Here is a 22,643-nt window from a genome sequence, read left to right on the forward strand (position 1 = left end):
ATCCTGAAACTCATATTGAAATGAATTTCAGGATTTTTTTAATATTAATATTTTACTGGAACATATCCATGATTAATTGCGTCAGCTTTTACATTAGAAACATCTGCAAATTCTTCTTGTTCTTTAGGATCATTCTCTAAATTTTCATAAATTCTTACAGCAGGAGTTTCTTCGTCTTCTGCAGCTTCTGCCTTGGTCTTCTTAATTGCTTTTTTAGCAACGATACCTGCAAGACCACCAGCTAACAAACCGGCACTAAATGCGATAACTTTTTTCATAATAACACCTCATTTGCAATATTTTACACTTCTTATTATAGTTCATATTGCATCAAAAATGTTCAAATATAGCTAATTATTTTTCTTTTACTAGTTGCAATAAAGTTCTTTCTACAAGTTTAGGATCATACTTTGCTAAACGGTTCTTGACTAGTAGAAGATAACCTTGGATAAAGGACCAAATTTGTAAAAAGAAGTCTTCATCAGATAGACTGGAGTGATTTAAGTTTTTAGCTAAATCAAGAAATTTAACTCTTAAACTACAACTATCAATACTTGATCCAAATACATAAGAAGCATTTGATTCGGTAAAGAGGATAAAAGTAATTATATTAGGATTTTTTTCTGCTTGACTAATAAAATATTGAGAAAGTTCAATAAGTTGATCAAGTGAACTTTTACCACTCATATCGGGTAACTTTTCAATAAAATTTTCTGATAAGATTTTTAATATAGTATTATATAGTTCTTGTTTGTCCTTAAAATGCTTATAAAAAGCACCTGTTGTCATATTGATTTCTTTAGTAAACTTGCGAACAGAAAGATTTTGATAGCCATATTTAGAAATGTAGGCAATTGCCCCAGCTATCAAAAGTTCTTCCGTATTATTTTTTATTTCTTTCATTTACTCTCTTTTTGATCTCCTTTAAAAAACATCTGTTATATATTTATAATAACTTTATTGAGGATATTTTTCAACTAATTATAAAAATAAATGAATATAATACAAATAAACTAATTTTCATAATACTAAAAGTTAATATTGAACTTTAGTAAGGCTTATTCTGTGCAACTTGTAAGTATTTCTCCTATAATAAAAGTAAGAGTTAGATTTTGAAAAAGAGGTGTATCTTATTATGAAGAAAGCTATGGCGATTGTTGGTATCGGAGCATTTGCTCTTGGTGCTGCTTGTGCAATTGGTAAACTTGTTTATGACAAAGTTAAGTCAAACAATAATAATGATGATGAAACAGATCTTACTTTAGACATGTCTACATCAGATTCTGACAGTGATAGTTCTAAGAAGACATCTGTTGCTACTGGTAGTGATTCTACTGAAAACAATGACTATCCACGCGTTACCATTGCTAAGTAAAAAAATTAAGTAAATAAAAACTCACAAGAGGATAATTTCCCTTGTGAGTTTTTATTTTTTAAGATGTTAAATCAATCTTATTTAACGGCATCCTTCAAAGCCTTACCTGGCTTGAATGCAGGAACCTTAGTTGCAGGAATAGTAATTTCTGCACCAGTTTGTGGGTTACGACCCTTACGAGCAGCACGTTCACGAACTTCAAATGAACCGAAGCCGATAAGTTGTACCTTTTCACCATTTGCAAGTGCTTTTTCGATAGCACTGAAAACAGCGTTGATAGCTGCATCAGCTTCAGTCTTCTTCATGTCAGCTGCTGTTGCAACTTGCTTAGTCAATTCTGCTTTGTTAATAGTTGCCATTTAAAATACCTCTTTCTGCTTTGACAATATTCGGAAAGTGGCTAAAAGTCCAAATTCCTTAGCTACCTTATTCTAACATAGTTGAAGTATTGATAGAATAGGGTTTCGTCAAAAAATAATACTTAAGTAAGTTTACCTCTTTTTTGCCAAAGATGCATTAAAAATTTATTATTTTAAGAAGATTTATCAGAAATTATCATTATAATGATAAACTTAATAATAAATAGATAGGATTTAAAAATGCAGATTGAAGAAATAAAACATAATAAAAAACAATATCTTGATTTGTTGCTACTTGCTGATGAACAAGAAGATATGATTGATAAGTATTTGAATAAAGGGAAAATGTATGTTTTAAAAGATAATGGAGAGGTAGTAGGTGAATGCGTGATTAGTGATAATAAAAATAAAACTCTCGAAATTAAAAATATTGCTATCAAGCCTGAATTTCAGGGTAGAGGATATGGTAAAGTAATAATAGATTTTATTATTAAAAATAATATTGGTAAATATTCCTTTATTCAAGTTGGAACTGGTGATAGTCCACTAACAGTCCCATTTTATAAAAAGTGTGGCTTTAAGTATTCTCACAGGATAAAGGATTTCTTTATTAAAAATTATGACCATCCTATTTTTGAAGCTGGTGTACAGTTAAAGGATATGGTCTATTATAAGAAAGAATTGAGGTAAAAAATGAAAATAGCTATTGTTGGTATAGGTCATATGGGAAGTGCAATGATAGAAGGTCTAAGCAAAAACCCTAACAATGAACTTATTGCAGAAAATCATAAAAATCCAAGAGTAGAAAAATTATCAAAAGAGCTTAATTTCAAGTTAGTAAATTCTATTGCTGAATTAGTAAATTCAAAACCTGATTTAGTAATATTAACACTACCAGCAAGTGTAACTTTAGAAGTAGCACAACAAATGCGAAGTTTAAATTCAATATTTATTTCTGCAGCTGCTGGTATTAGTTATCAAGAATTAACGCAGGCTTTACCTAATAAAGTAATTGCACGAATCATCCCTAATACTCCAGTTTCAGTAAAAGAAGGAACAATAGGCTTATATACGCCTTCAAGTATCTTGGATAATGATAAAAATAAGATTATTGCTGTGTTAAGCGAATTAGGAGATGTAATAGAAGTTGCAGAAGATAAATTAAGCATTGTAGGAACAATTGGTGGCTGCGGACCTGCCTTTGTCGATGTATTTATTGAAGCACTTAATGAAGCAGGAGTATTGAACGGATTAGATAGTTCTACTGCAACTAAGTTAGCAGCAAGTATGATTAAGGGAAGTGCAAATTTAGCTCTAAAATCTAAAAAATCTCCAAGTGAATTACGTACTCAAGTTTGTTCACCTGGAGGAACCACCATTAAAGGTGTTGTGGCCCTTGAAAAAAATGGTTTTCGTTATTCAGTAATTGATGCGGTTAATCAAGCTAATCAAAACTAATTTTAACTAAAACACTTGTATTTATTGCAAGTGTTTTATTGCTTTTAGTAAATTTTTTACTAAAATGACTATAATATTTATAATGAAAGCGCTATAATTGATGATGAGGAAGAAAACGAATAGGAGAAAGCTATGAAAGCAAATATTAAATGGCTTGATGACCCTGAAGTATTTAGGGTTAATCAATTGCCAGCTCACAGTGACCATCAATATTATAAAAATTATGCTGAATGGCAAAATAACGCTACAAGTTATAAACAAAGTTTAAATGGTAAATGGAACTTTGAATTTTATCAAAACCCAATTGAAGTACCAAAAGATTTTTATCAAAAAAATTACCAGTATTCAACTAATAAAATAGAAGTTCCAAGTGAAATTGAACTTAATAATTATAGTCAAATTCAATATATTAACACTTTGATTCCTTGGGAAGGAAAAATTTTTAGACGACCTGCTTATGCCCTAAGTCCAGAAGAAGTTGAGGAGGGCTCGTTTAGTCGTGGTAAAGACAACACAGTAGGAATTTATTTCAAAAAGTTTGACTTAAATAAAAATATACGCAAAATGCCAATTCACATTCAATTTGATGGAGTAGAAAGAGCAATGTATCTTTGGCTTAATGGACATTTTGTAGGGTATGCTGAAGATAGTTTCACTCCTTCAGAGTTTGACTTAACTCCATATGTTGAAGATGAAGGAAATGAATTAGTTGTTGAAGTTTTTAAGCATTCAACAGCCTCTTGGCTTGAAGATCAAGATATGTTTCGTTTTTCCGGAATTTTTAGAGATGTTAATTTACTTGCGATTCCAGAAGGACATTTGATTGATTTAGATATTCGTCCGCAAGTTGATGATGGTTTTAAAGATGGTAAATTTAATGCTAAATTGCAGTTTAATGAAGAAGCAGAAGGTATAGTTCGCGTTCGGGTATTAAACGAAGATGGTGAAAGTTTACTTGATGAAACTCAAGAACTTAGTGAAAAAGTTGAAGTATTAAATAAGAGCTTTAAGGATATTCATTTATGGGACAACCATCATCCATATTTATATCAACTTTTAATAGAAGTAAGAGATACAGATGGTAATTTAATAGAACTTGTTCCATATAAATTTGGCTTTAGAAAAATTGAAATCAACAAAAATCATGTAGTTTTATTAAATGGCAAGCGTTTAATAATTAATGGTGTTAACCGACATGAGTGGAATTGTGAACGTGGACGTGCCATTACTCAACAAGATATGGTAAATGATATTAAAACTTTTAAAGAAAATAATATTAATGCTGTTCGTACATGTCACTATCCTAATCAAATCCCTTGGTACTATATATGTGATGAAGCTGGAATTTATGTGATGGCAGAAAATAATTTAGAATCGCACGCAACTTGGCAGAAAATGGGGCAAGTTGAGCCTTCATATAATGTTCCAGGGGATTTACCTCAATGGAAAGAAGCAGTAGTTGATCGAGCTAGAACCAATTATGAAACTTTTAAAAATCATACAGCTATCTTATTCTGGTCGCTAGGTAATGAAGCTTATGCTGGTGATGATATTGCAGCAATGAATGAGTTTTACAAGAGTCATGATGATAGCCGCTTAACTCATTATGAAGGAGTATGTCATAGACCAAGTTATCGCGACCGCATTTCAGATGTTGAAAGTCGTATGTATATGCCTCCAAAAGAAGTTGAAGAATATTTGCAAAATAATCCTGATAAACCATTCATGGAATGTGAGTACATGCACGACATGGGTAATTCAGATGGTGGTATGAATTCATATATTGAATTACTTGATAAATATCCACAATACTTTGGAGGTTTTATTTGGGATTTTATCGATCAGGCACTTCTAGTTACAGACCCTGTTAGTGGTAAAAAAGTACTTCGATATGGCGGCGACTTTGATGATCGTCATTCAGATTATGAATTTTCAGGAGATGGCTTAATGTTCGCAGATAGAACGCCAAAACCAGCGATGCAGGAGGTAAGATATTACTATGGCTTACACAAATAATTTACATATAGTTTACGGTGACGCAAGTCTTGGCGTTGAAGGTGAAGACTTTTCTTATGTATTTAGTTATGATCGAGGAGGATTGGAGTCATTAAACTTAGCTGGAAAAGAATGGCTCTATCGCGTACCTACACCAAGTTTTTGGAGAGCAACTACTGATAATGATCGCGGAAGCGGATTTAATATTAAGTCCGTTCAGTGGCTTGGTGCAGACATGTTTCAAAAATGTATTGGAATCGATTTAACAGTTGATGACCATCATTTTGAAAAATTACCGATTGCGCCAGATACGAATAAATTTTCAAATAATGAGTATGCTGATAAAGTTAAGATAATTTATACTTATGAAACCTTAACGATTCCAAGTACTCAAGTTAAAATTGCGTATGAAGTAAGTAATGGTGGTGAAATTAAAGTAACTATGCACTATTTTGGTAAAAGTGATTTGCCAGAGCTACCAGTTTTAGGGATGCGTTTTATTATGCCAACTAAGGCAACTGGATTTGAGTATACTGGTTTGTCTGGTGAAACTTATCCAGATCGAATGGCGGGGGCTAAACATGGTAATTATCATATTGAAGGACTTCCTGTTACAAAATACTTAGTTCCTCAAGAAAATGGAATGCATATGCAAACAGAAAATTTAACTATTACAAGAACTAATACACAAAATAATGCCGATCATTCTGCAGAACCCTTTAGTTTGCAGATAAGTCAAGCAGATAAATCATTTAATTTTAGCTGTTTGCCATATACTTCAGAAGAACTTGAAAATGCAACTCACATTGAAGAGTTGCCTCTTGCACGTAGAACTGTCTTATTAATTGCTGGTAAAGTTCGCGGAGTTGGCGGAATTGATAGTTGGGGTGCAGATGTTGAAGAAAAGTATCACATCCCTAGTGATAAAGACATTGAATTTTCATTTATAATAAATAAAAAATAATTAATACTTTTATTTATAATATATAATTAAAATACCTGTAGTCATTTTTTAAGTGGACTACAGGTATTTATTTATCGAAAATAATTTTTGTCAATTTGCCAATCTTGCTATAATAAAGATACTATGGAGAATTTTAAATAAAAAGGTGAAAAAGTATGTCAAATTTTGTGACAGCAGATATTGATTACGAAAAATATGCTAAGCTTGCTACTAGTGCAGAAAGCTTGATCTACTCAGATGCTCGCAGCAGTCTAACTGTTTTTGGAACTTTTGGTGAACAATTAGTTAAAGAAATCATGCACTTAGATAAAATTGTTGACTGGAAATTGAATCAAAAAGAACGTATTGAAAAGCTTGCCCGTTCTAATAATGATTATCCGGCTGCGATATTGGGAGCATTGAACATCTTGCGTTTAAACAGAAACAAAGCTACCCATGATGACCAGTTTGTTGCAACACCTGCTATGGCACTTAAAGTAGATAAGTTGGCATTTAAAGTTTGGCAGTGGTTTTTGGAAGCTTATTCTCAAGATAAATTAAAAGACTATCAGATTCCAAAAGATAATCGAAAAATTATTCAAAACCAAGCCGAAGAAATTAAGCGTCTGACTGAGCAAATTGAAAAGATGCAAGCAGAAGCGCAGAAGATAAAGGTGGTTATTACACCTGAAGAGCAAGAAAGACGTCATAAAGTTAATGTTAATTATGCTAAAAAGCATCACTTATCAGAAGCAGAAACTAGGCAGCTAATTGATGAGCAACTAAAAGAAGCGGGCTGGGAAGCTGACAGTGTTAATTTAAATAATCAAACTAAAAAAACTTTGCCTGAAAAAGGACGTAATATGGCTATTGCTGAGTGGGTTTTACCAAATGGCCAGCGTGCTGACTATGCTTTGTTCCGGGATTTAGAATTCTATGGAATTGTTGAAGCAAAACGCTGGGATGAAGATATTGCTGGTCAACTAGCTCAACCTAAGGAATATTCGCGTGAAGTTACTTTTAGTACAGCTTACACATTAGTTAATGAAAATATGGGTCAATATCAGGTGCCTTTTATTTATACAGCTAATGGACGACCATACTTGAAACAATATCAAGAAAAATCTGGAATTTGGTTTTGGGATGCACGTAATCCTAAGGAAAGTAGTTATGCTTTAGAAAGTTTCCATTCACCAGATGATTTAAAATTAAAACTTACTGCAACTAGTAAAGAAGACGCAGATCAAAAATTAGCTAAGGATGAAGATTTTCCTCACTTTATTGATAAACGTGATTACCAAGTTGAAGCAGTTAAGGCAATTGAAGCAGCTGTTGCTAAAGGACAAAGGCGTATTTTACTTTCAATGGCAACAGGTACTGGTAAAACCAGAACTGCAATTGCCTTAATGTATCGCTTATTACTTCATAAACGTGTGCGCCGCATTCTATACTTGGTGGATAGACGCTCTCTTGGTGAACAAACGGCTGGTGCAATTAAAGATAATAAAATAGGTGCTAATACAATTGCTGAGATTTATGGCTTAAAAGAGCTAAACGACAAAATGCCGGAAGCAACTACTAAAATTCAGATTGCAACTGTGCAAGGGATGATTAAGCGACTTTTCTTTAATGAAGATGAAAAAGATAAGCCGACTGTTGGTCAATATGATTTTATTATTGTTGATGAAGCTCACCGTGGATATGCTGAAGATAAAGATTTAAATGATAACGAGTATAAGTTTTACAATCAAGATGATTATGTCAGCCAGTATCGTCGAGTAGTTGATTATTTTGATGCAACTGCCTTAGGAATGACAGCTACGCCAGCTTTACAAACAACAGAAATCTTTGGTCAGCCAGTCTATACTTACAGCTATCAACAAGCAGTTATTGATGGCTACTTGGTCGACCATGATGCTCCAACTGTGATTAAAACCAAACTTTCTCAAGAAGGAATCCATTTCAAAAAGAATGCTAGTGTAAGTGTCTACAATGAAGCTGAGCAAACAATTGCTACGGAAAAGCTTCCGGATGATATGGACTTTGATGTGAGTGACTTTAATAAGCAAGTTATTAATGAAAGCTTCAATAAAGTAGTATGTGAACAACTTGCTAAGCAATATCTAGATCCTAATGACAGCAGTCAAGGAAAGACATTGATTTTTGCAGCAAATGATGCCCATGCTGATATGATTGTGGGCTTACTTAAAAAGGCATTTAAAGATGCAGGAAATCCAGTAGACGATGATGCCATTGAAAAAATTACCGGTTCACTTAGACATCCAGATTATGAAATTCGTCGCTTTAAAAATGAGCAATATCCAAATATTGCAGTCACTGTTGATCTCTTGACTACTGGGGTGGATGTGCCTAAAATTACTAATCTGGTGTTCTTACGTAGAGTAAAATTTCGTATCCTCTATGAGCAGATGCTGGGAAGAGCTACAAGATTGTGTCCTGAAATTAATAAATCTATCTTCCATATCTATGATGCAGTTGGTATTTATGAGGCAATGAATAAGGTTACAAATATGAAACCGGTAGTTAAAGATCCGGGCCATAATGTGCATTACTTTATGAAACATAAAAAAGACTTCTTCGAAGTTCAAGATAACACTACTCCTTATCAAACTGATATGGCAGGAGCTGTTGAGCGTAAAATTAAGCGCATGAATAATAAGAATAAGAAAAAGTTTGAACAATTAACTCAAATTCATTCAATTGAGAACTGGGCTAGAAGCTTGAGTAAATTGTCAAAAGACAAGTTCATGGAACAATGGAATAATTTAGAAATTCTGGATAAAATGAATCTACTAAATGGCGCTAAAAAGATTATTTCTAATGAAGAAGATGAATTTGTAGGGGCAAGTCGCAATTATGGCAATAGTGAAAATTCAAAGGCTTATCTAGATAATTTCGCTAAATATATTCAAGATCATTTAAATGTAGAGGGAATTTACTTAATTGTTAATGATCCAGCCAAGCTTACTTTAGATGAATTAAAACAGGTCAAACTGCAACTAGAAGAAGAGGGCTTCAATATTAATCAATTGAGGGATGCATGGAAAGAAGAAGAACATCGTCAAACTACAGCTGATATTATTAGCTTTATTAGAAATGCTGCTAATGGTTCAGAATTAGTTGACCATGCTGTGCGTATTCATAATGCCATGCAAAAAGTTAGGGGAATGACTGATTGGAACCCTAAACAAGAGAAGTGGCTCACAAATATTGAAAATGAACTCTTAAGTAATGATCTGCTAGGTCCAGATGCAAAAACCATCTTTGATGGAATGAGTTACTTTAAGACTAATGGTGGATATCGTCGAATGAAGAAGATTTTCGATGAAAATATAGACCAAATTATTGTTACTTTAAATGAAAACTTATATGTGTAGGAGAGAAAAATAATGGCAATGACAACGCAAGAAATTGTACAAAAGTTATGGAATGAATGTAATGTTCTGCGTGATGATGGGGTAAGTTATCAAGACTACATCACTGAACTTACTTATATTCTATTCTTGAAGATGGTAGATGAAGCAGATGAAAATCTAGAAAACCAAATTCCGGAAAAATATCGCTGGAATAATCTTATCAAGCATGAAGGTCGCGACTTGATGGACTTCTATCGTCAAATGCTAATTGACTTGGGTAATCCAAATGTTGTAGATAATCCTAAAATCAACACCATCTATGCCAATGCTTCAACTTCACTTGATAAGCCTAAGAACTTAGAAAAAATTATTCATGATATTGATGAACTTGACTGGTTTGAAGCACGTGAAGAAGGCCTTGGGGAAATGTATGAAGGCTTAATGGAGAAAAATGCCAGTGAGGTCAAGTCAGGAGCTGGCCAATACTTCACGCCACGTCCTCTTATCAATATGATGGTGAGAATGACTAAGCCAGAATTAGGCGAGAGAATGAATGACCCGGCAGCCGGAACTTTTGGCTTTATGGTAAGTGCAGATCAATATTTGAAGGATAAGTATGATGATTATAGACACTTAGATAATGATGAACATGACTTCCAAGTTCATGATGCCTTCACAGGGATGGAGCTTGTTCCAAACACCCACCGTTTAGCTATGATGAATGAATACTTGCATAAAATGGATGGAGATTTGCGCCAAGGAGATTCTTTATCAGCTAATGGAATGTGGATGAAGAACTTCGATGTTGTCTTAACTAATCCGCCATTTGGTACTAAAAAAGGCGCTGATACTAGTAGCGGTCGTGAAGACTTGACTTTCCCAACTTCTAATAAACAACTTAACTTCTTGCAAATTATCTATAATTCACTTAAGCATGATGGCAAAGCACGTGCTGCAGTTGTGGTGCCTGATAATGTGTTGTTTGCTGATGGAAAAGGCGAAGAAATTAGACGTGACTTAATGGAGAAGTGCAACTTGCATACTATCTTGAGATTGCCTACTGGAATCTTCTATGCTCAAGGTGTACAAACTAACGTCTTGTTCTTTACACGTGGAAAAGAAGATAAAGGTAATACTAAAGATGTCTGGATCTATGACATGCGTCACCAGATGCGATCATTTGGTAAGAGAAATCCGCTTAATAAGAAGGACTTTGCCGATTTTGAAAAACTATTCTGTGTAGATGATCGAACTAAGCGTGTAGAGACTTGGGACAAGGAGAAGAATCCGAATGGTCGCTGGCGTAAGTTTACGATTGATGAAATTTTGAAGCGTCCAAATACCAGTTTAGATATTTCTTGGATGAGTGATGAAGAAGAGAAGGTGCAATTGTCACTTGGTAAGATCTTAAAGGGTATGGATGAGAAGTCGAGAGAGATTAGGGATGCAATTGAGCAGCTTAATGAAGCGTTAAAGGGGATTGATGATGAAGACTAATAGCTTGGAGTTCGATGCACAAGCATTAAGAGAAAAGATACTAGACTTGGCAATGCGAGGAAAACTCGTCAAGCAAGATCCAACAGATGAACCAGCTAGTGTACTCTTAGAGAAAATTAAGGCAGAAAAAGCAGAGCTGGTTAAAGAAGGTAAGATTAAGAAGAGTAAAGCTTTGCCTGAAATTACTGATACTGAGAAGCCCTTTGATATTCCTGATAGTTGGGAATGGGTGAGATTAGGGGGGAGGTATGTAAAAAGGTAACTGATGGGACTCATAATCCACCACCTAATTCAGGAGAAGGCAAGCAGGTTATTTCAGCAATAAATATAAAAAATAATAAAATAGATTTCTCTCTATCAAATAGATTTGTAACAGATGAACAATTTGAAAAAGAAGATAAACGAACAGAGATTAGAAGAGGAGATGTACTTTTAACTGTAGTAGGTACTTTAGGAGCTGCGACAGTTGTGGAGACTGATAAGCAATTTACTGCTCAAAGAAGTTTAGCAATTTTAAAGCCTATGATTGTAAATTATTATCTATTAAATGTTGTTGAATCTCCAATGTTTAATATTCAAATTAATAATAATGCTAAAGGTACTACTCAAAAAGGAATTTATTTAAAAAAATTAACTAAACTTTTAATTCCTCTTCCACCGCTAAAAGAGCAAAGTCGAATCGCTGCTAAAATAGCAGAGCTCTTCGCTTTGCTTCGCAAAGTCGAATCTTCTAATCAACAATACGATAAATTTAAGAAGATATTGCGCTCTAAGGTGCTGGATTTGGCAATGCGCGGGAAGCTGGTTGAGCAGAATCCAGATGATGAACCAGCAAGTGTATTGCTTGAGAAGATTAAGACAGAAAAAGCAGAACTGGTTAAGGAAGGCAAGATTAAGAAGAGCAAAAGTTTGCCTGAAATTACTGATGAAAAATATATCGATATTTCAAAAGATAAAATTGCATCTCGTGCACGACAAGTTTTAGATGAAAACGATATTCTGTTTTCTTTAGTAAGGCCATACTTAAAAAATATTGCTATGGTTCCTGAAAATAGTAATTATAAAGTTGGAAGTACAGGATTTTATGTATTGAAACCATTTAGTAAATTAAATAAGAATTATATTTTTTATTTAGTTTTATCTACTTATGTCATATCATCTATGACAAAATTAATGAAAGGAGATAATTCTCCGTCAATTAGAAAAAGTGATTTACAAGACTTAGCTGTACCTATTCCCCCCCTTAAAAGAACAAGGGAAAATAGTTCAAAGGGTTAGTAAGTTGTTAAGTAATTTAGGTTAATGTTGATAATATATTCAATATGGGAGGTAAATCTATGTATGAAAATGCACTTAATAAGATTAACGTAACTTCAAAAGATAAATTTGAAGCAATTGGATATTTTAGTAATTCTTCAAATAAAGAAAAAATTTTACAGGGATATGTGGGCACTTTAAAGTGTGAAAACGGTGTTGTTACCATTACTATTGTATTGAAGGGTAATGAAGAATTAGACTTAAATAAACCTAATATTTATGGATTTTTGAATAAAAATATTTTTATTAGATTAAATGATTATATTGAAAAAGCTGAAGATAATGGGAATCCAGATTTTAGAACTGTTACACTGTTATCTTTTAACTCTGATTTTTCACAAAATCAATTTAGTTCTAACCAAAAATATAAATCTGTAGTAGTGAACATGGAAGAAACAAATATTTTAGGGAGAATTTTATATCCTGAATTAAAGACTATAGAAGATTCTGATTATAAAGAAATATTACTGGGTAAAACCGATGAGATTAGTATATATATTTGTCCTGAGTTGCATCAGATTAAAAATAGAACGGAATTATTAGTTAATAGGAATTTGGGAATAAGATTACTTTTTAATGTTAAACAAAATATCAATGAGATTAGAAAATATATAAAAGTATTTCAGCAATTTATTTCGTTAATAAGTAATCAATCCGCAAATATATTGTCTGTTCTATATTTAGATGATACCGGAAATAATTATGTAAACATAGAAAAAATAATGTCTAAAGCTGCAGTAGAAGGATTGATTACATCTTCTTTTTTTAACTTTGCTATATTAAAAGATAGTTTTCCAAGTATAATCCGTAAATTATATATAGATGATAAAAAATTAGAAAACCTAAAAAGAAGTTATCTAGTAAATATAGAGAGTAATAAGATAGATATTAACAGTGTATTAGTTAACTTAGTTAATTCAATAGATTTTTATATGGCAGGTGAAACATATAGTAATGGAAATAAAATTCAAAACCTAATTAGTAAATTTGAGTTTTGGTTTGCAAAACTACCGAGTGAGATACAATCAGAATTTAATATGTTCATAGATAACGATAAATTAAGTTTATATTTTCAATGCTTAATAGATACTAGAGATTACTATGTTCATAACGTTAAAGAAAATAGTGACTATTTATTAAAAACTATATCTGAAAAAGAAGTCGCTGTGAAGTTTTTAAAACATCTAATTTATAACTTTATTTTGTATAAGCTAGATGTTCCAATTGAAAGTATCGTTGCATATGATCGTATATTTTTATCGAATGTACATATTTCTGCAATTGAGTAGAGCTTAAGTGGGGAATATACAGGTGTAAGTACTCTAACCTCAGTATTTAATATTAGGGATGCTAAGAATAAGGGGAGAAAGGTGCCTCGTTTGCTAGAAGATATATAGAAGGGCAGTTTTGTTCATTGCCAATTATAAATTCTGATTCTTTGCAGAAGATGTTTAAGGCTGGTTTGAAGATGTAGCTACTTTATATAAAATAAAAACTTTTTTAGTTAATAAAAAACAGTTGTAAGAAACCCTACAACTGAAGAAAATTATTTCTTTTTATTAGATTGATGTTGGCGAATCAACAATCTAACTTGCTTTGTTAATTCGGCAGCACTCTTTAAAATGCCGCTGAATGACATAAAAAGCAAAGGTAAGTAAAAAGCTTTTATAGCTTCAAGGAGATCGTGCATACTACCACCTCCCTTCTAGATTTATGTGGCTAACATAAATCGAAATTAAAGGATGCTAGAAATGCACCTTAAATATTGTATCAAATTCTAGCTATATTACCTATAGCATGTTATACTAAACTAGTAGTAAAAGGTAAGTATTTATTGAGATCGTGCCTACCATCTATAGTGCAAATGGCTATTGCATTATTGTTAGAGCACTAAGTTGTAAAGAGTTGGCTACTCTTATGCAACATTCCAGTTTGAATTGTGAAAATTGGTTCAAACTGATATAAAAAACTGCAGTTAGTTATTAAACTTAACTGCAGTTTTTTAGTATTAATATTCTTTTAGCCACTTTGTATTAGCTTTTTCACTTACCCAATAATATCTACCACTTCCCGGTAACATCCACCCAGGAAATTCACCAGCAGCACGTACTTTAATTACGTTTCCACGATGAAAAGTCTTTGATCCGCCAATAAATCTTCTGGTTAGAGCATCAAATCGCTTAAAAGTGGTAGCTTTTAAGACCTTAACACGTCTATATTTAGTCCAGTAGCTGGAATTTAGAGAGTGCTTAGCACCCTTTGATGAAGCTAGTTTATTTTTAAACCAGCTAGTATCTTTACCGTGTTTATATATAATAAGTTTTTTCGATGCTCCTATATCAGAATTTTTTGCTTGAAAATACTTATTTTTTGGTACCCATCTTATTCGCAAATCAATACCCTTATCAATTAAATCTTCTTCTACATAGGGTTTTGACATAAAATATGTATTTCTAGTCATAACTACTCGATGATATTTAGTAGAATATTTGCTTACTGCTTCTACTTTATTAGAAATATTAGCTAAACCAATCCCACTTGCAAGAAGCACTGATGACAATGCCATGATAATTTTTTTCTCCACAGTTAATCCTCCTAAATTAAAACTACCATAATTATAGCAATTAATTGAGTTTTGAAATATGCAAAAAGCAAGAAGTTAGCCAGCTTCTTGCTTTTATTTACCATTGATTGTTAATTCTGCTAAGTGCAATATCGTACACCTCGGATCGGCGTCGATGTCCAATTGCTATTATATCAATAATTTCTATATTTTTGGTTTTAGGATTTTGACCGAAAACTATTCTTAATCTCATTTTTCGATTCTTAAGTTTAAAATTATTCCCATCTATCATCTTTATCCAATTTAATATTATTCCAACTTTGACCAAAAATCTTTTCTGGGGTAGATCCTTGTGCATTGGAATGTTGATTTATACGTTCTTTAGCAATTTCTTCAACTTCCAGATCAAGAATTTTTTCTTCTAGATTATTGATTTTAGTAATTCTGTAAAAGAATTTACAGTATCTTTAGCTTCTTTAGAAAAGCAACGAGCTAATTGTAGAATTATTGCGCAAATTTTATCAGAGATGTTATAATAAACGTAACAAAAAAGGCATCACGCCTGCCAGCGCGATACCTTAATGCAGAGCCGCTAAAAGAGCGGTGGTTTAACGATATATTAGCAAATGAGCCGTGATCGCTTCGCCAAAAGTATCACACGGCTTTTTTGCTTACGACTTTTTCCATAAATCATGGAAAGTATCGATGGTCTGCTTGATTGATTTTAGTAATTCTGTAAAAGAATCTACCGTATCTTTAGCTTCTTAAAAAAAGCAACGAGCTAATCTAAGAAGAATTATCAAAAGACCAAGGATATTTATGACAAGCCAAATGAGGCTTATCATGAAAGCTGTACCTCCTTTCAGTTAGATTCTGGATTAGAAAGTACCACCGCTGATTTAACTTTTCTGCGTTAATAATTATATCGAAATTTATCATGAAAGAGAAGTTAGGGTTCAAACCAAATGGAAATAGAAGCCGTTAATAATTTATCACCGTTTAAAAAATTGACACCGGAACAAGACAAACTAGTAGATCAGGTGATTACTTTTTCTAAGCAGCACTTAAGACAAGATTTTCCGGCAGTTTTTACGATATATGGGGATGCAGGAACAGGGAAAAGTGTTGTATTATCACACTTGTTTAATCAGATTCAAACAGCTGCTCGAAAAGATAAAGAGTCAACATTGTATGGTTCGGAAAATTACTTTGTTGTTAATCACCCTGAAATTCTGAAAATTTATAAGGAGATTGCAGGACAACTTCCAAATTTATATAAGAAAGATTTTACTCGGCCTACTTCTTTGATTAATACTTTAGATAAAAAGCATTCGAAAGTTGATATTGTTTTAGTTGACGAAGCACATTTGCTTTTATCAAGATCAGATCCGTATAACAATTTTACTTACCAAAATCAGCTAGTTGAATTAATTAGAAGAGCTAAAATTGTTATTCTTGTTTTTGATACTCATCAAGTTATGAGAACTAAGACTTTTTGGACAAAAGAAAAGTTAGAAAGTATTACACATGATTTTTCACATCAAGATTATTATTTAACGCATCAATTCCGAATGAATGCAAGCGATGAATTGATTAATTGGTTTAATAATTTTACTGATAAATTAGAAATAAAGCCATTACCCAAAAATGCCAGACAAAATTATGACTTTAGAATTTTTGATGATGCTGAAAAGATGAGACAAGAAATTGTTAAGCGTAATTCTGAAGTAGGGCTATCAAGAATCTTATCAGCAACTGGCTATCCTTCTACTTTAGATGGTAAAAAACACTACATTCAAGAAGGTAATTTTAAAATGCCTTGGGATCAATACAATTATACAGTTAAACCATGGGCCGAAATTCCTCAAACTATTAATGAAGTTGGATCTTTTTATACATGTCAGGGGTTTGATTTAAATTATACAGGAATAATAATTAGTCCGCCTATTAGCCAGATTCCTGGAACTAATCACTTGCAAGTTGATACTCATAAGTTCACTGATACAGAAGCATTTAAAAGAAGAAAAGATTTATCAGAAAAGGAATTGAATGGGATTAAAAAGCAGCTTTTCATGAATCAATTAAATGTTTTGTTTAAGCGAGGTGTATATGGAACTTATATTTATGCTCATGATCCTCTTTTAAGAAAAACATTGTATGAAATGTATTCTAAATTAAAATAATTAAAAACCGTTCTAGAAAATATTTTTAAGCTTCTAGAACGTTTTTTTAACCCCAATTTAATTCATCATATTTTCTTGAATAAATTCTCTAAATAATGATAAAGTAAATCCTAATTTTCCACGAATTATTGGTTTAATAATGTCATATTTAATTAATAAAGTCTGAAGTTAATGGTTACGTCGATGCAATTAAGCCAATTTCAGAAGCAGATGATTAATAAATATTAAGCAAGAACTTAGTTTCTTGCTTTTTTGATTAAACCAATTTGCGTACATATGGGTATAAAGGTACTAGCCAGGAAGATATTTTTAGATAAATAAAAAACTCTTACAGCTAATAAACCGTAAGAGTTTTTATTTATTCATCTTTACTTTCATTTGCATCCCAAATCTTTTTAGCAGCTGGGACTTTTCCTAAAGTGGCCATCTCATCCTTATCCATAATAACTAAGTTGTTATTGCCATTTGCTAATTTGTTGAAACTATCCAAACTTTGATTTCTAAAGTATCCTTCGCCAGCTTTACCTAAGCTTTCTTGTAATTTATCAATACGATAGGCTTCCGCATCAGCTTGAGTTTTAACAGCTTCTGCATTTGCTTTGGCAGTCGCAACCAAAGCATCGTTCTTAGCCTTAGTAGTTAGTTCGATGTTGCGAGCTTCCCCCTCAGCTTTAGCAATTGCAGCGGTTTTTTCACGATCAGCTGTCAATTGTTTATCCATTGCTTTTTGAATTTCAGGGCTTGGTAACAATTCATCGACATTGACACGCACTACGCGAATTCCATAAACATCAGTTAAGTCGCCAATTGCTTCAGAAAGCTGAGTATTGATTTCACTGGTTGAGCCTAAAGCTTCATTTAATTCCATTCGTCTAATAATGTCGCGTAAGTGACCACGAATCAGCTGAACCATACTTTCTACTGAATCAGTATTGTTGTAGAAGTATTTGTAAGCATCAGTTACAAGATAGTTCAATGTAAGGCTAGTGGTAATTTCGGCATTATCTTTAGTGATGATACGATATTTAGATATTTCTAGTGGTTGTAAGGCGAGGCTTACTTTGCGAATTCTTTGAAAAATCGGCCAAATGAAGATTAAACCCGCTTTTACTGTTTTGGAATATTTGCCCAGTGTTTCAACTAAACCAACATAATTTTGAGGTACAATTCGTAACCCTGCAAAAAAGTAAAGGATAACTAAAATTGTAATAATTAGTGGAATAAGCATTTTGTTATTTTCCTTTCCGGCTAACATTATTTTTCATAATTATGACAGATTTTTTTATAAATGCAATTAATTTCTATAAAAAAATCTGGCAATTAATTGCCAGACTTCTATAATTATGCAACATCCGCATTAAAACTGCGACTTGCGTTTTTAATTAGTTTACTAAATTCTACTTGTATAATTGACATCAGAGCCAAACCAATTGCCACTATCCACTGATTACTACTTAAATCAGTTAAATGGAAGGTAGTTTGCATACTTGGCAGTAGTAAAATTGTTGAAATAAAAATAGCAGAGATAATGAATGAAACAAGAATCCAATAATTCATTTTAGTTGACCTTTGCCAAATCAATTCGGTAGTAGAGTGTTGATTGAATGCACGTAACATTTGTGAAAAAGCTAATACACAAAAAGCCATTGTTTGACCAGCTATATTGCTAGTTTGAGCACCAATTCCATAAGCAATTAAAGTCATCATTGCTACAAAGAGTCCCTGAGTAATTACACGAATTACTAAGCCTTTTTCAAATAATGTACCAATTTTTACAGGAGCATGTTTCATAATATTTTTGCTTGCAGGATCAACTCCTAAGGCCAAGGTTGGTAATGTTGCTGTAGCTAAGTTGACCCAAAGGATATGAATAGCGAGCAAGGGTGCATCCCAATTGAAAATTGTCGCAATTATCAAAGTCGTAATTTCTGCAATATTTCCAACTAATAAGAATTGAATAACCTTTTGAATATTACGATATACTCGACGACCTTCTTGAACTGCATCCACAATAGTAGTGAAACTATCATCTAACAATACCATATCGGCCACCTCTTTAGCTACATCTGTTCCTGTAACTCCCATTGCCACTCCAATATCAGCTGCTTTTAAGGCAGGGGAGTCATTAACACCATCTCCAGTCATAGCAACAATTTCGCCATTCCTTTGCAAACTCTTAATAATACGCAATTTGTCTGCTGGGGAAACTCTAGCAAAAACCGTAGTTGCCTTAACCATATTATCTAATTCAGGATCACTCATTTTATTTAGCTGACTACCAGTAATAACATGGTCTCCATCTTGAAAAATCCCTAATTCTCTAGCTATAGCAACAGCAGTTGTTTGATGATCACCAGTAATCATAATTGTAGCAATTTTTGCAGTATGGCATTTTTGAATAGCGCTTGCTACTTCAACACGGGGTGGGTCAATCATTCCGACTAATCCCATAAAAACTAGATTAGTTTCAATATTCGAGTTTTCGGCAGGAATATTAGTGAAATTTCTTTTAGCAAATCCTAATACCCGTAAGGCATTAGTTGACATTTTATGAGCTGTTTTTAAAATTTGTTCTTTTTGAAAATTATTAATTGGTCGAATGCCATATTCGGTTAAAACATATTTACATCTTGGCAATATTTCATCAATGGCGCCTTTTGTATATGCAACATAACCATCATTTTGCGGATGTAAAGTTGTCATGCGTTTTCTTTCTGAATCAAAAGGTTGTTCAAAAAGTCGCGGATAATTTTCTTTAACTCTTTTCTGAATTAAGTTATGTTTTTGAGCTAAAGTAATAAGAGCACCTTCAGTTGGATCACCGATGACTTTATTATTCTTATCTAAACTAGCATCATTACATAAAATACCAGCAAGCATTAACTCATGATATTTATTAGAAAGTTTTTTAGCTTTTACAGTTTTAGTTTGACTAATATCACCTATTAGGGCTGCTTCAACTACGGTCATTTTATTTAATGTTAAGGTGCCGGTTTTGTCAGAGCAAATTACGGTTGTATTTCCTAGAGTTTCAACTGCTGGGAGTTTTTTTAGTAAAGCGTTCTTTTTAGCCATTCGTTTAACTCCGAGAGCCATTACGATTGTCGCAGTAGCTGGTAATCCTTCTGGAATAATAGAAATCGCCAATGATATAGCTACTAAAAATTGTGGTCCTAATGGTTTTCCATATAATGCGCCCAGTAAAAAAATAAAAGCACAGATAATCAAACCAATGATAGTTAATGTTTTTCCGACGGATGCAAGTTTACGTTTAAGTGGAGTTTCAATATCACTTTCACTATCAAGCATTCCAGCAATGGCACCCATTTCGGTATTCATTCCACTAGCTGTGACTACACCAATTCCACGACCATAAGTAACAATAGAAGAAGTATAAACCATATTAGTTCTGTCACCTAAAGGACAATTTTTAGTTAAAATTGCTTGCGCATCTTTTTTTATCGGTAGAGATTCACCTGTCAAAGATGCTTCTTGAACTTGCAAGTTAGCCGTTTCAATTAATCTTAAGTCAGCAGGAACTATATCCCCATTAGTTAATAAAACAATGTCACCAATCACTAAATCTTGAGCAGGAATTTTTTGTTCTTGTCCATTTCGCATAACTAATGCAGTTGGTGCACTCATCTGTTTTAAGGCAGCTAATGATGACTGGGCCTTTTTCTCTTGAATAATGCCAATTATTGCATTGAAAATAATTATTAATGCAATAACGATTGCTTCTATCCATTCATTGAGAAAAGCTGAAAAAATGCTAGCTCCAAGCAAAATTAAAATCATAGGATCAAATATTTGGTCCTTTAGCATTTGCCAAATAGTTTTTGGAGGAGTAGAGGTTAAGCTATTAGAGCCATATTTTTTAAGTCGGTTTTGACTTTCTTGAGTCGATAACCCTCTTTTAGTAGTCTTTAATCTTTGTAAAATTTCAGTACTGCTTGTCATATAGGCCGGAGGGCGTTTATTGTTTTCCATAGGTGAAATATCACTCCTTAGTTCTGTTTATTTTTTGTTATAAATAATATATCTTAATCGATGACACCACGTCAATAAATAGCAAATCAATTTAAAAAATCTTAAGCAAAAAACATGACTTTTCAATGAGAAAGGAATATAGTCAACTTAACAAATTATAATTAACTGACTTTAAAGAGGAATAATTATGAAAAAAGTAAAAAATATTATTGTTGGCTTTGGTAAAGGTGGTAAAACACTGGCTAAGTTTCTAGCTCAAAAAGGTGAAGAAGTATTAGTCATTGAAAAGTCAAATAAGATGTATGGTGGAACTTGCATCAACATTGCATGTTTGCCATCAAAACGCATGATTATTGAAGCTGCAAATGGCGTTGATTTTGTTGATGCTGTAAGTGGCAAGAATGAAATGACGGCTTTTTTACGTGATAAAAATTATCATATGCTTGCTGATGAAAAAACAGTTACTGTACTTGACGGTGTAGCAAAGTTTACTGGTAATCATACAATTGAAGTTACGTTGCCAAGCGGAGATAGTCAAGAGTATCAGGGTGAGCGAATTTTTATCAATACTGGTTCAACACCGATAATGTTACCGATTCTAGGGCTTAAGGAAAGTAAGTTTTTGCTTGATTCTACTGCGGCTATGGAGCAAAAATCTTTGCCAAAAGAATTAGTCATTATTGGAGCTGGTTATATTGGGCTAGAGTTTGCTGCAATGTTTGCTAAATATGGTTCAAAAGTGACAGTTTTAGACCATAATCGTGATTTTATCAAGCGTGAAGATGATGATATTGCGCAAATGGTCAAAAAGGATATGGAAGACTTAGGAGTTAAGTTTAAACTTGGTGTAGAAATTGAAAAAGTAGTTGACCATGAAGAATATGCTGAAGTTATTTATAATAAAAATGGAGAAGAAAAGAGTGCTAGAGGGCAACGAATTTTAGCGGCTACTGGTAGAAAACCAAATACAGAAGGTTTAGGCTTGTCAAATACTGATATTGAATTAACGGATCGTGGAGCTATCAAGGTTGATAAATATCTTAAAACCAACGTTCCTAATGTTTGGGCAATTGGGGATGTAAAGGGCGGATTGCAGTTTACTTATATTTCTCTTGATGACTTTAGAATTATTAAGAGTCAGTTATTTGGTAATGGCCAGTACACTTTAGAAAGTCGCAATATTGTGCCATACAGTGTATTTCTTGACCCAGCATTATCACAAGTAGGATTAAATGAAAAACAGGCTCAAAATAATGATATTGAATATAAATTATTTAAGTTACCTGTTGCAGCGATTCCTAAAGCTCGCGTAGCTAAAGATACACGAGGATTATTTAAGGCGTTAGTAAATCCAGAAAATGACCAAATTTTAGGCGCAACTCTCTATGGTATTGAATCATATGAATTAATTAATATGATTTCTTTAGCAATGAAAGCTGAGTTACCATACACTATGTTGCGTGATCAAATCTATACCCATCCAACAATGAGTGAAAGTTTTAACGATTTGTTCAAGTAATATTTATTTTAAAAAAGCGTTTTCGTTCTGAAGACGCTTTTTTGTATAATGAATTTAGAAAGAAGGT

At 32.9% G+C, this 22,643-nt stretch carries 19 protein-coding genes; 12 read left to right on the top strand and 7 right to left on the bottom strand.

Annotated features, from left to right (window positions below):
* Positions 1–44: 44 nt before the first annotated feature.
* Positions 45–278, bottom strand: coding sequence for a hypothetical protein (locus ACTHPI_RS02725; RefSeq protein ID WP_445352645.1), 234 nt, complete (start codon positions 276–278; stop codon positions 45–47).
* Between the two features lie 76 nt (positions 279–354).
* Positions 355–903, bottom strand: a complete 549-nt coding sequence (locus ACTHPI_RS02730; RefSeq protein WP_445352646.1) for a TetR/AcrR family transcriptional regulator — start codon at positions 901–903, stop codon at positions 355–357.
* 232 nt (positions 904–1,135) lie between these two features.
* Between ACTHPI_RS02730 and ACTHPI_RS02735 the strand changes: the two genes are divergently transcribed.
* Positions 1,136–1,375: a hypothetical protein gene (locus tag ACTHPI_RS02735; RefSeq protein ID WP_445352647.1), complete on the top strand. Its 240-nt coding sequence runs from the start codon at positions 1,136–1,138 to the stop codon at positions 1,373–1,375.
* Positions 1,376–1,452: 77 nt separating this feature from the next.
* Here the strand turns inward: ACTHPI_RS02735 and ACTHPI_RS02740 are convergent, their stop codons facing one another.
* Positions 1,453–1,734 (bottom strand): HU family DNA-binding protein, encoded by a 282-nt coding sequence (locus ACTHPI_RS02740; RefSeq protein ID WP_445352648.1) that lies wholly within the window; start codon positions 1,732–1,734, stop codon positions 1,453–1,455.
* A 240-nt stretch (positions 1,735–1,974) separates the two neighbouring features.
* Here ACTHPI_RS02740 and ACTHPI_RS02745 point away from each other — a divergent pair, with 240 nt between their 5' ends.
* The 9 genes from ACTHPI_RS02745 to ACTHPI_RS02785 all read left to right on the top strand — a co-directional run bounded on the left by ACTHPI_RS02745 (position 1,975) and on the right by ACTHPI_RS02785 (position 13,610).
* Positions 1,975–2,424: a GNAT family N-acetyltransferase gene (locus ACTHPI_RS02745; RefSeq protein ID WP_445352649.1), complete on the top strand. Its 450-nt coding sequence runs from the start codon at positions 1,975–1,977 to the stop codon at positions 2,422–2,424.
* Positions 2,425–2,427: 3 nt separating this feature from the next.
* On the top strand, positions 2,428–3,192 hold the full coding sequence (gene proC / locus ACTHPI_RS02750; protein WP_445352650.1) for a pyrroline-5-carboxylate reductase: 765 nt from the start codon (positions 2,428–2,430) through the stop codon (positions 3,190–3,192).
* Between the two features lie 132 nt (positions 3,193–3,324).
* Positions 3,325–5,208: a glycoside hydrolase family 2 TIM barrel-domain containing protein gene (locus ACTHPI_RS02755; protein WP_445352651.1), complete on the top strand. Its 1,884-nt coding sequence runs from the start codon at positions 3,325–3,327 to the stop codon at positions 5,206–5,208.
* Positions 5,192–6,151 carry a beta-galactosidase small subunit gene (locus ACTHPI_RS02760; RefSeq protein WP_445352652.1) on the top strand — a complete coding sequence of 320 codons (960 nt, stop codon included), beginning with the start codon at positions 5,192–5,194 and terminating at the stop codon, positions 6,149–6,151. The genes ACTHPI_RS02755 and ACTHPI_RS02760 overlap by 17 nt, the downstream gene beginning before the upstream one ends.
* Before the next feature lie 155 nt (positions 6,152–6,306).
* Positions 6,307–9,528 (top strand): type I restriction-modification system endonuclease, encoded by a 3,222-nt coding sequence (gene hsdR, locus ACTHPI_RS02765; protein ID WP_445352653.1) that lies wholly within the window; start codon positions 6,307–6,309, stop codon positions 9,526–9,528.
* 18 nt (positions 9,529–9,546) lie between these two features.
* A complete protein-coding gene (locus ACTHPI_RS02770) occupies positions 9,547–11,004 on the top strand; it encodes an N-6 DNA methylase (protein WP_445352735.1) in 1,458 nt (485 codons plus the stop codon).
* Complete coding sequence (locus ACTHPI_RS02775; protein WP_445352654.1) at positions 10,994–11,266, top strand: hypothetical protein; 273 nt, start codon at positions 10,994–10,996, stop codon at positions 11,264–11,266. The genes ACTHPI_RS02770 and ACTHPI_RS02775 overlap by 11 nt, the downstream gene beginning before the upstream one ends.
* Positions 11,230–12,282 carry a restriction endonuclease subunit S gene (locus ACTHPI_RS02780; protein WP_445352655.1) on the top strand — a complete coding sequence of 351 codons (1,053 nt, stop codon included), beginning with the start codon at positions 11,230–11,232 and terminating at the stop codon, positions 12,280–12,282. The genes ACTHPI_RS02775 and ACTHPI_RS02780 overlap by 37 nt, the downstream gene beginning before the upstream one ends.
* 59 nt (positions 12,283–12,341) lie before the next feature.
* A complete protein-coding gene (locus ACTHPI_RS02785) occupies positions 12,342–13,610 on the top strand; it encodes a hypothetical protein (protein WP_445352656.1) in 1,269 nt (422 codons plus the stop codon).
* Between the two features lie 257 nt (positions 13,611–13,867).
* Here ACTHPI_RS02785 and ACTHPI_RS02790 read toward each other — a convergent pair whose 3' ends face one another.
* Together ACTHPI_RS02790 and ACTHPI_RS02795 are read right to left on the bottom strand one after the other, a co-directional pair.
* Complete coding sequence (locus tag ACTHPI_RS02790) at positions 13,868–14,011, bottom strand: hypothetical protein (RefSeq protein WP_445352657.1); 144 nt, start codon at positions 14,009–14,011, stop codon at positions 13,868–13,870.
* A gap of 318 nt (positions 14,012–14,329) precedes the next feature.
* Positions 14,330–14,905, bottom strand: a complete 576-nt coding sequence (locus ACTHPI_RS02795) for a hypothetical protein (protein WP_445352658.1) — start codon at positions 14,903–14,905, stop codon at positions 14,330–14,332.
* 944 nt (positions 14,906–15,849) lie between these two features.
* Between ACTHPI_RS02795 and ACTHPI_RS02800 the strand changes: the two genes are divergently transcribed.
* Positions 15,850–17,067, top strand: a complete 1,218-nt coding sequence (locus tag ACTHPI_RS02800) for a DUF2075 domain-containing protein (protein ID WP_445352659.1) — start codon at positions 15,850–15,852, stop codon at positions 17,065–17,067.
* A 358-nt stretch (positions 17,068–17,425) separates the two neighbouring features.
* Here the strand turns inward: ACTHPI_RS02800 and ACTHPI_RS02805 are convergent, their stop codons facing one another.
* Positions 17,426–18,295, bottom strand: a complete 870-nt coding sequence (locus ACTHPI_RS02805; RefSeq protein ID WP_445352660.1) for an SPFH domain-containing protein — start codon at positions 18,293–18,295, stop codon at positions 17,426–17,428.
* A 113-nt stretch (positions 18,296–18,408) separates the two neighbouring features.
* Entirely contained in the window at positions 18,409–21,057 is a 2,649-nt protein-coding gene (locus ACTHPI_RS02810) for a cation-translocating P-type ATPase (RefSeq protein ID WP_445352661.1), read from the bottom strand.
* Positions 21,058–21,244: 187 nt separating this feature from the next.
* On the opposite strand from ACTHPI_RS02810, the gene ACTHPI_RS02815 reads away from it, so the two are divergent.
* Entirely contained in the window at positions 21,245–22,576 is a 1,332-nt protein-coding gene (locus ACTHPI_RS02815) for an FAD-dependent oxidoreductase (RefSeq protein ID WP_445352662.1), read from the top strand.
* The last annotated feature ends 67 nt before the right edge of the window (positions 22,577–22,643 follow it).

The organism is Lactobacillus sp. PSON, assembly GCF_052615405.1.

Excerpts from the sequence above, each read along its gene's own strand:
- ACTHPI_RS02725 (WP_445352645.1), bottom strand. The coding sequence starts at position 278 with ATGAAAAAAGTTATCGCATTTAGTGCCGGTTTGTTAGCTGGTGGTCTT.
- ACTHPI_RS02730 (WP_445352646.1), bottom strand. The coding sequence starts at position 903 with ATGAAAGAAATAAAAAATAATACGGAAGAACTTTTGATAGCTGGGGCA.
- ACTHPI_RS02735 (WP_445352647.1), top strand. The coding sequence starts at position 1,136 with ATGAAGAAAGCTATGGCGATTGTTGGTATCGGAGCATTTGCTCTTGGT.
- ACTHPI_RS02740 (WP_445352648.1), bottom strand. The coding sequence starts at position 1,734 with ATGGCAACTATTAACAAAGCAGAATTGACTAAGCAAGTTGCAACAGCA.
- ACTHPI_RS02745 (WP_445352649.1), top strand. The coding sequence starts at position 1,975 with ATGCAGATTGAAGAAATAAAACATAATAAAAAACAATATCTTGATTTG.
- proC (WP_445352650.1), top strand. The coding sequence starts at position 2,428 with ATGAAAATAGCTATTGTTGGTATAGGTCATATGGGAAGTGCAATGATA.
- ACTHPI_RS02755 (WP_445352651.1), top strand. The coding sequence starts at position 3,325 with ATGAAAGCAAATATTAAATGGCTTGATGACCCTGAAGTATTTAGGGTT.
- ACTHPI_RS02760 (WP_445352652.1), top strand. The coding sequence starts at position 5,192 with ATGGCTTACACAAATAATTTACATATAGTTTACGGTGACGCAAGTCTT.
- hsdR (WP_445352653.1), top strand. The coding sequence starts at position 6,307 with ATGTCAAATTTTGTGACAGCAGATATTGATTACGAAAAATATGCTAAG.
- ACTHPI_RS02770 (WP_445352735.1), top strand. The coding sequence starts at position 9,547 with ATGACAACGCAAGAAATTGTACAAAAGTTATGGAATGAATGTAATGTT.
- ACTHPI_RS02775 (WP_445352654.1), top strand. The coding sequence starts at position 10,994 with ATGAAGACTAATAGCTTGGAGTTCGATGCACAAGCATTAAGAGAAAAG.
- ACTHPI_RS02780 (WP_445352655.1), top strand. The coding sequence starts at position 11,230 with ATGGGTGAGATTAGGGGGGAGGTATGTAAAAAGGTAACTGATGGGACT.
- ACTHPI_RS02785 (WP_445352656.1), top strand. The coding sequence starts at position 12,342 with ATGTATGAAAATGCACTTAATAAGATTAACGTAACTTCAAAAGATAAA.
- ACTHPI_RS02790 (WP_445352657.1), bottom strand. The coding sequence starts at position 14,011 with ATGCACGATCTCCTTGAAGCTATAAAAGCTTTTTACTTACCTTTGCTT.
- ACTHPI_RS02800 (WP_445352659.1), top strand. The coding sequence starts at position 15,850 with ATGGAAATAGAAGCCGTTAATAATTTATCACCGTTTAAAAAATTGACA.
- ACTHPI_RS02805 (WP_445352660.1), bottom strand. The coding sequence starts at position 18,295 with ATGCTTATTCCACTAATTATTACAATTTTAGTTATCCTTTACTTTTTT.
- ACTHPI_RS02810 (WP_445352661.1), bottom strand. The coding sequence starts at position 21,057 with ATGGAAAACAATAAACGCCCTCCGGCCTATATGACAAGCAGTACTGAA.
- ACTHPI_RS02815 (WP_445352662.1), top strand. The coding sequence starts at position 21,245 with ATGAAAAAAGTAAAAAATATTATTGTTGGCTTTGGTAAAGGTGGTAAA.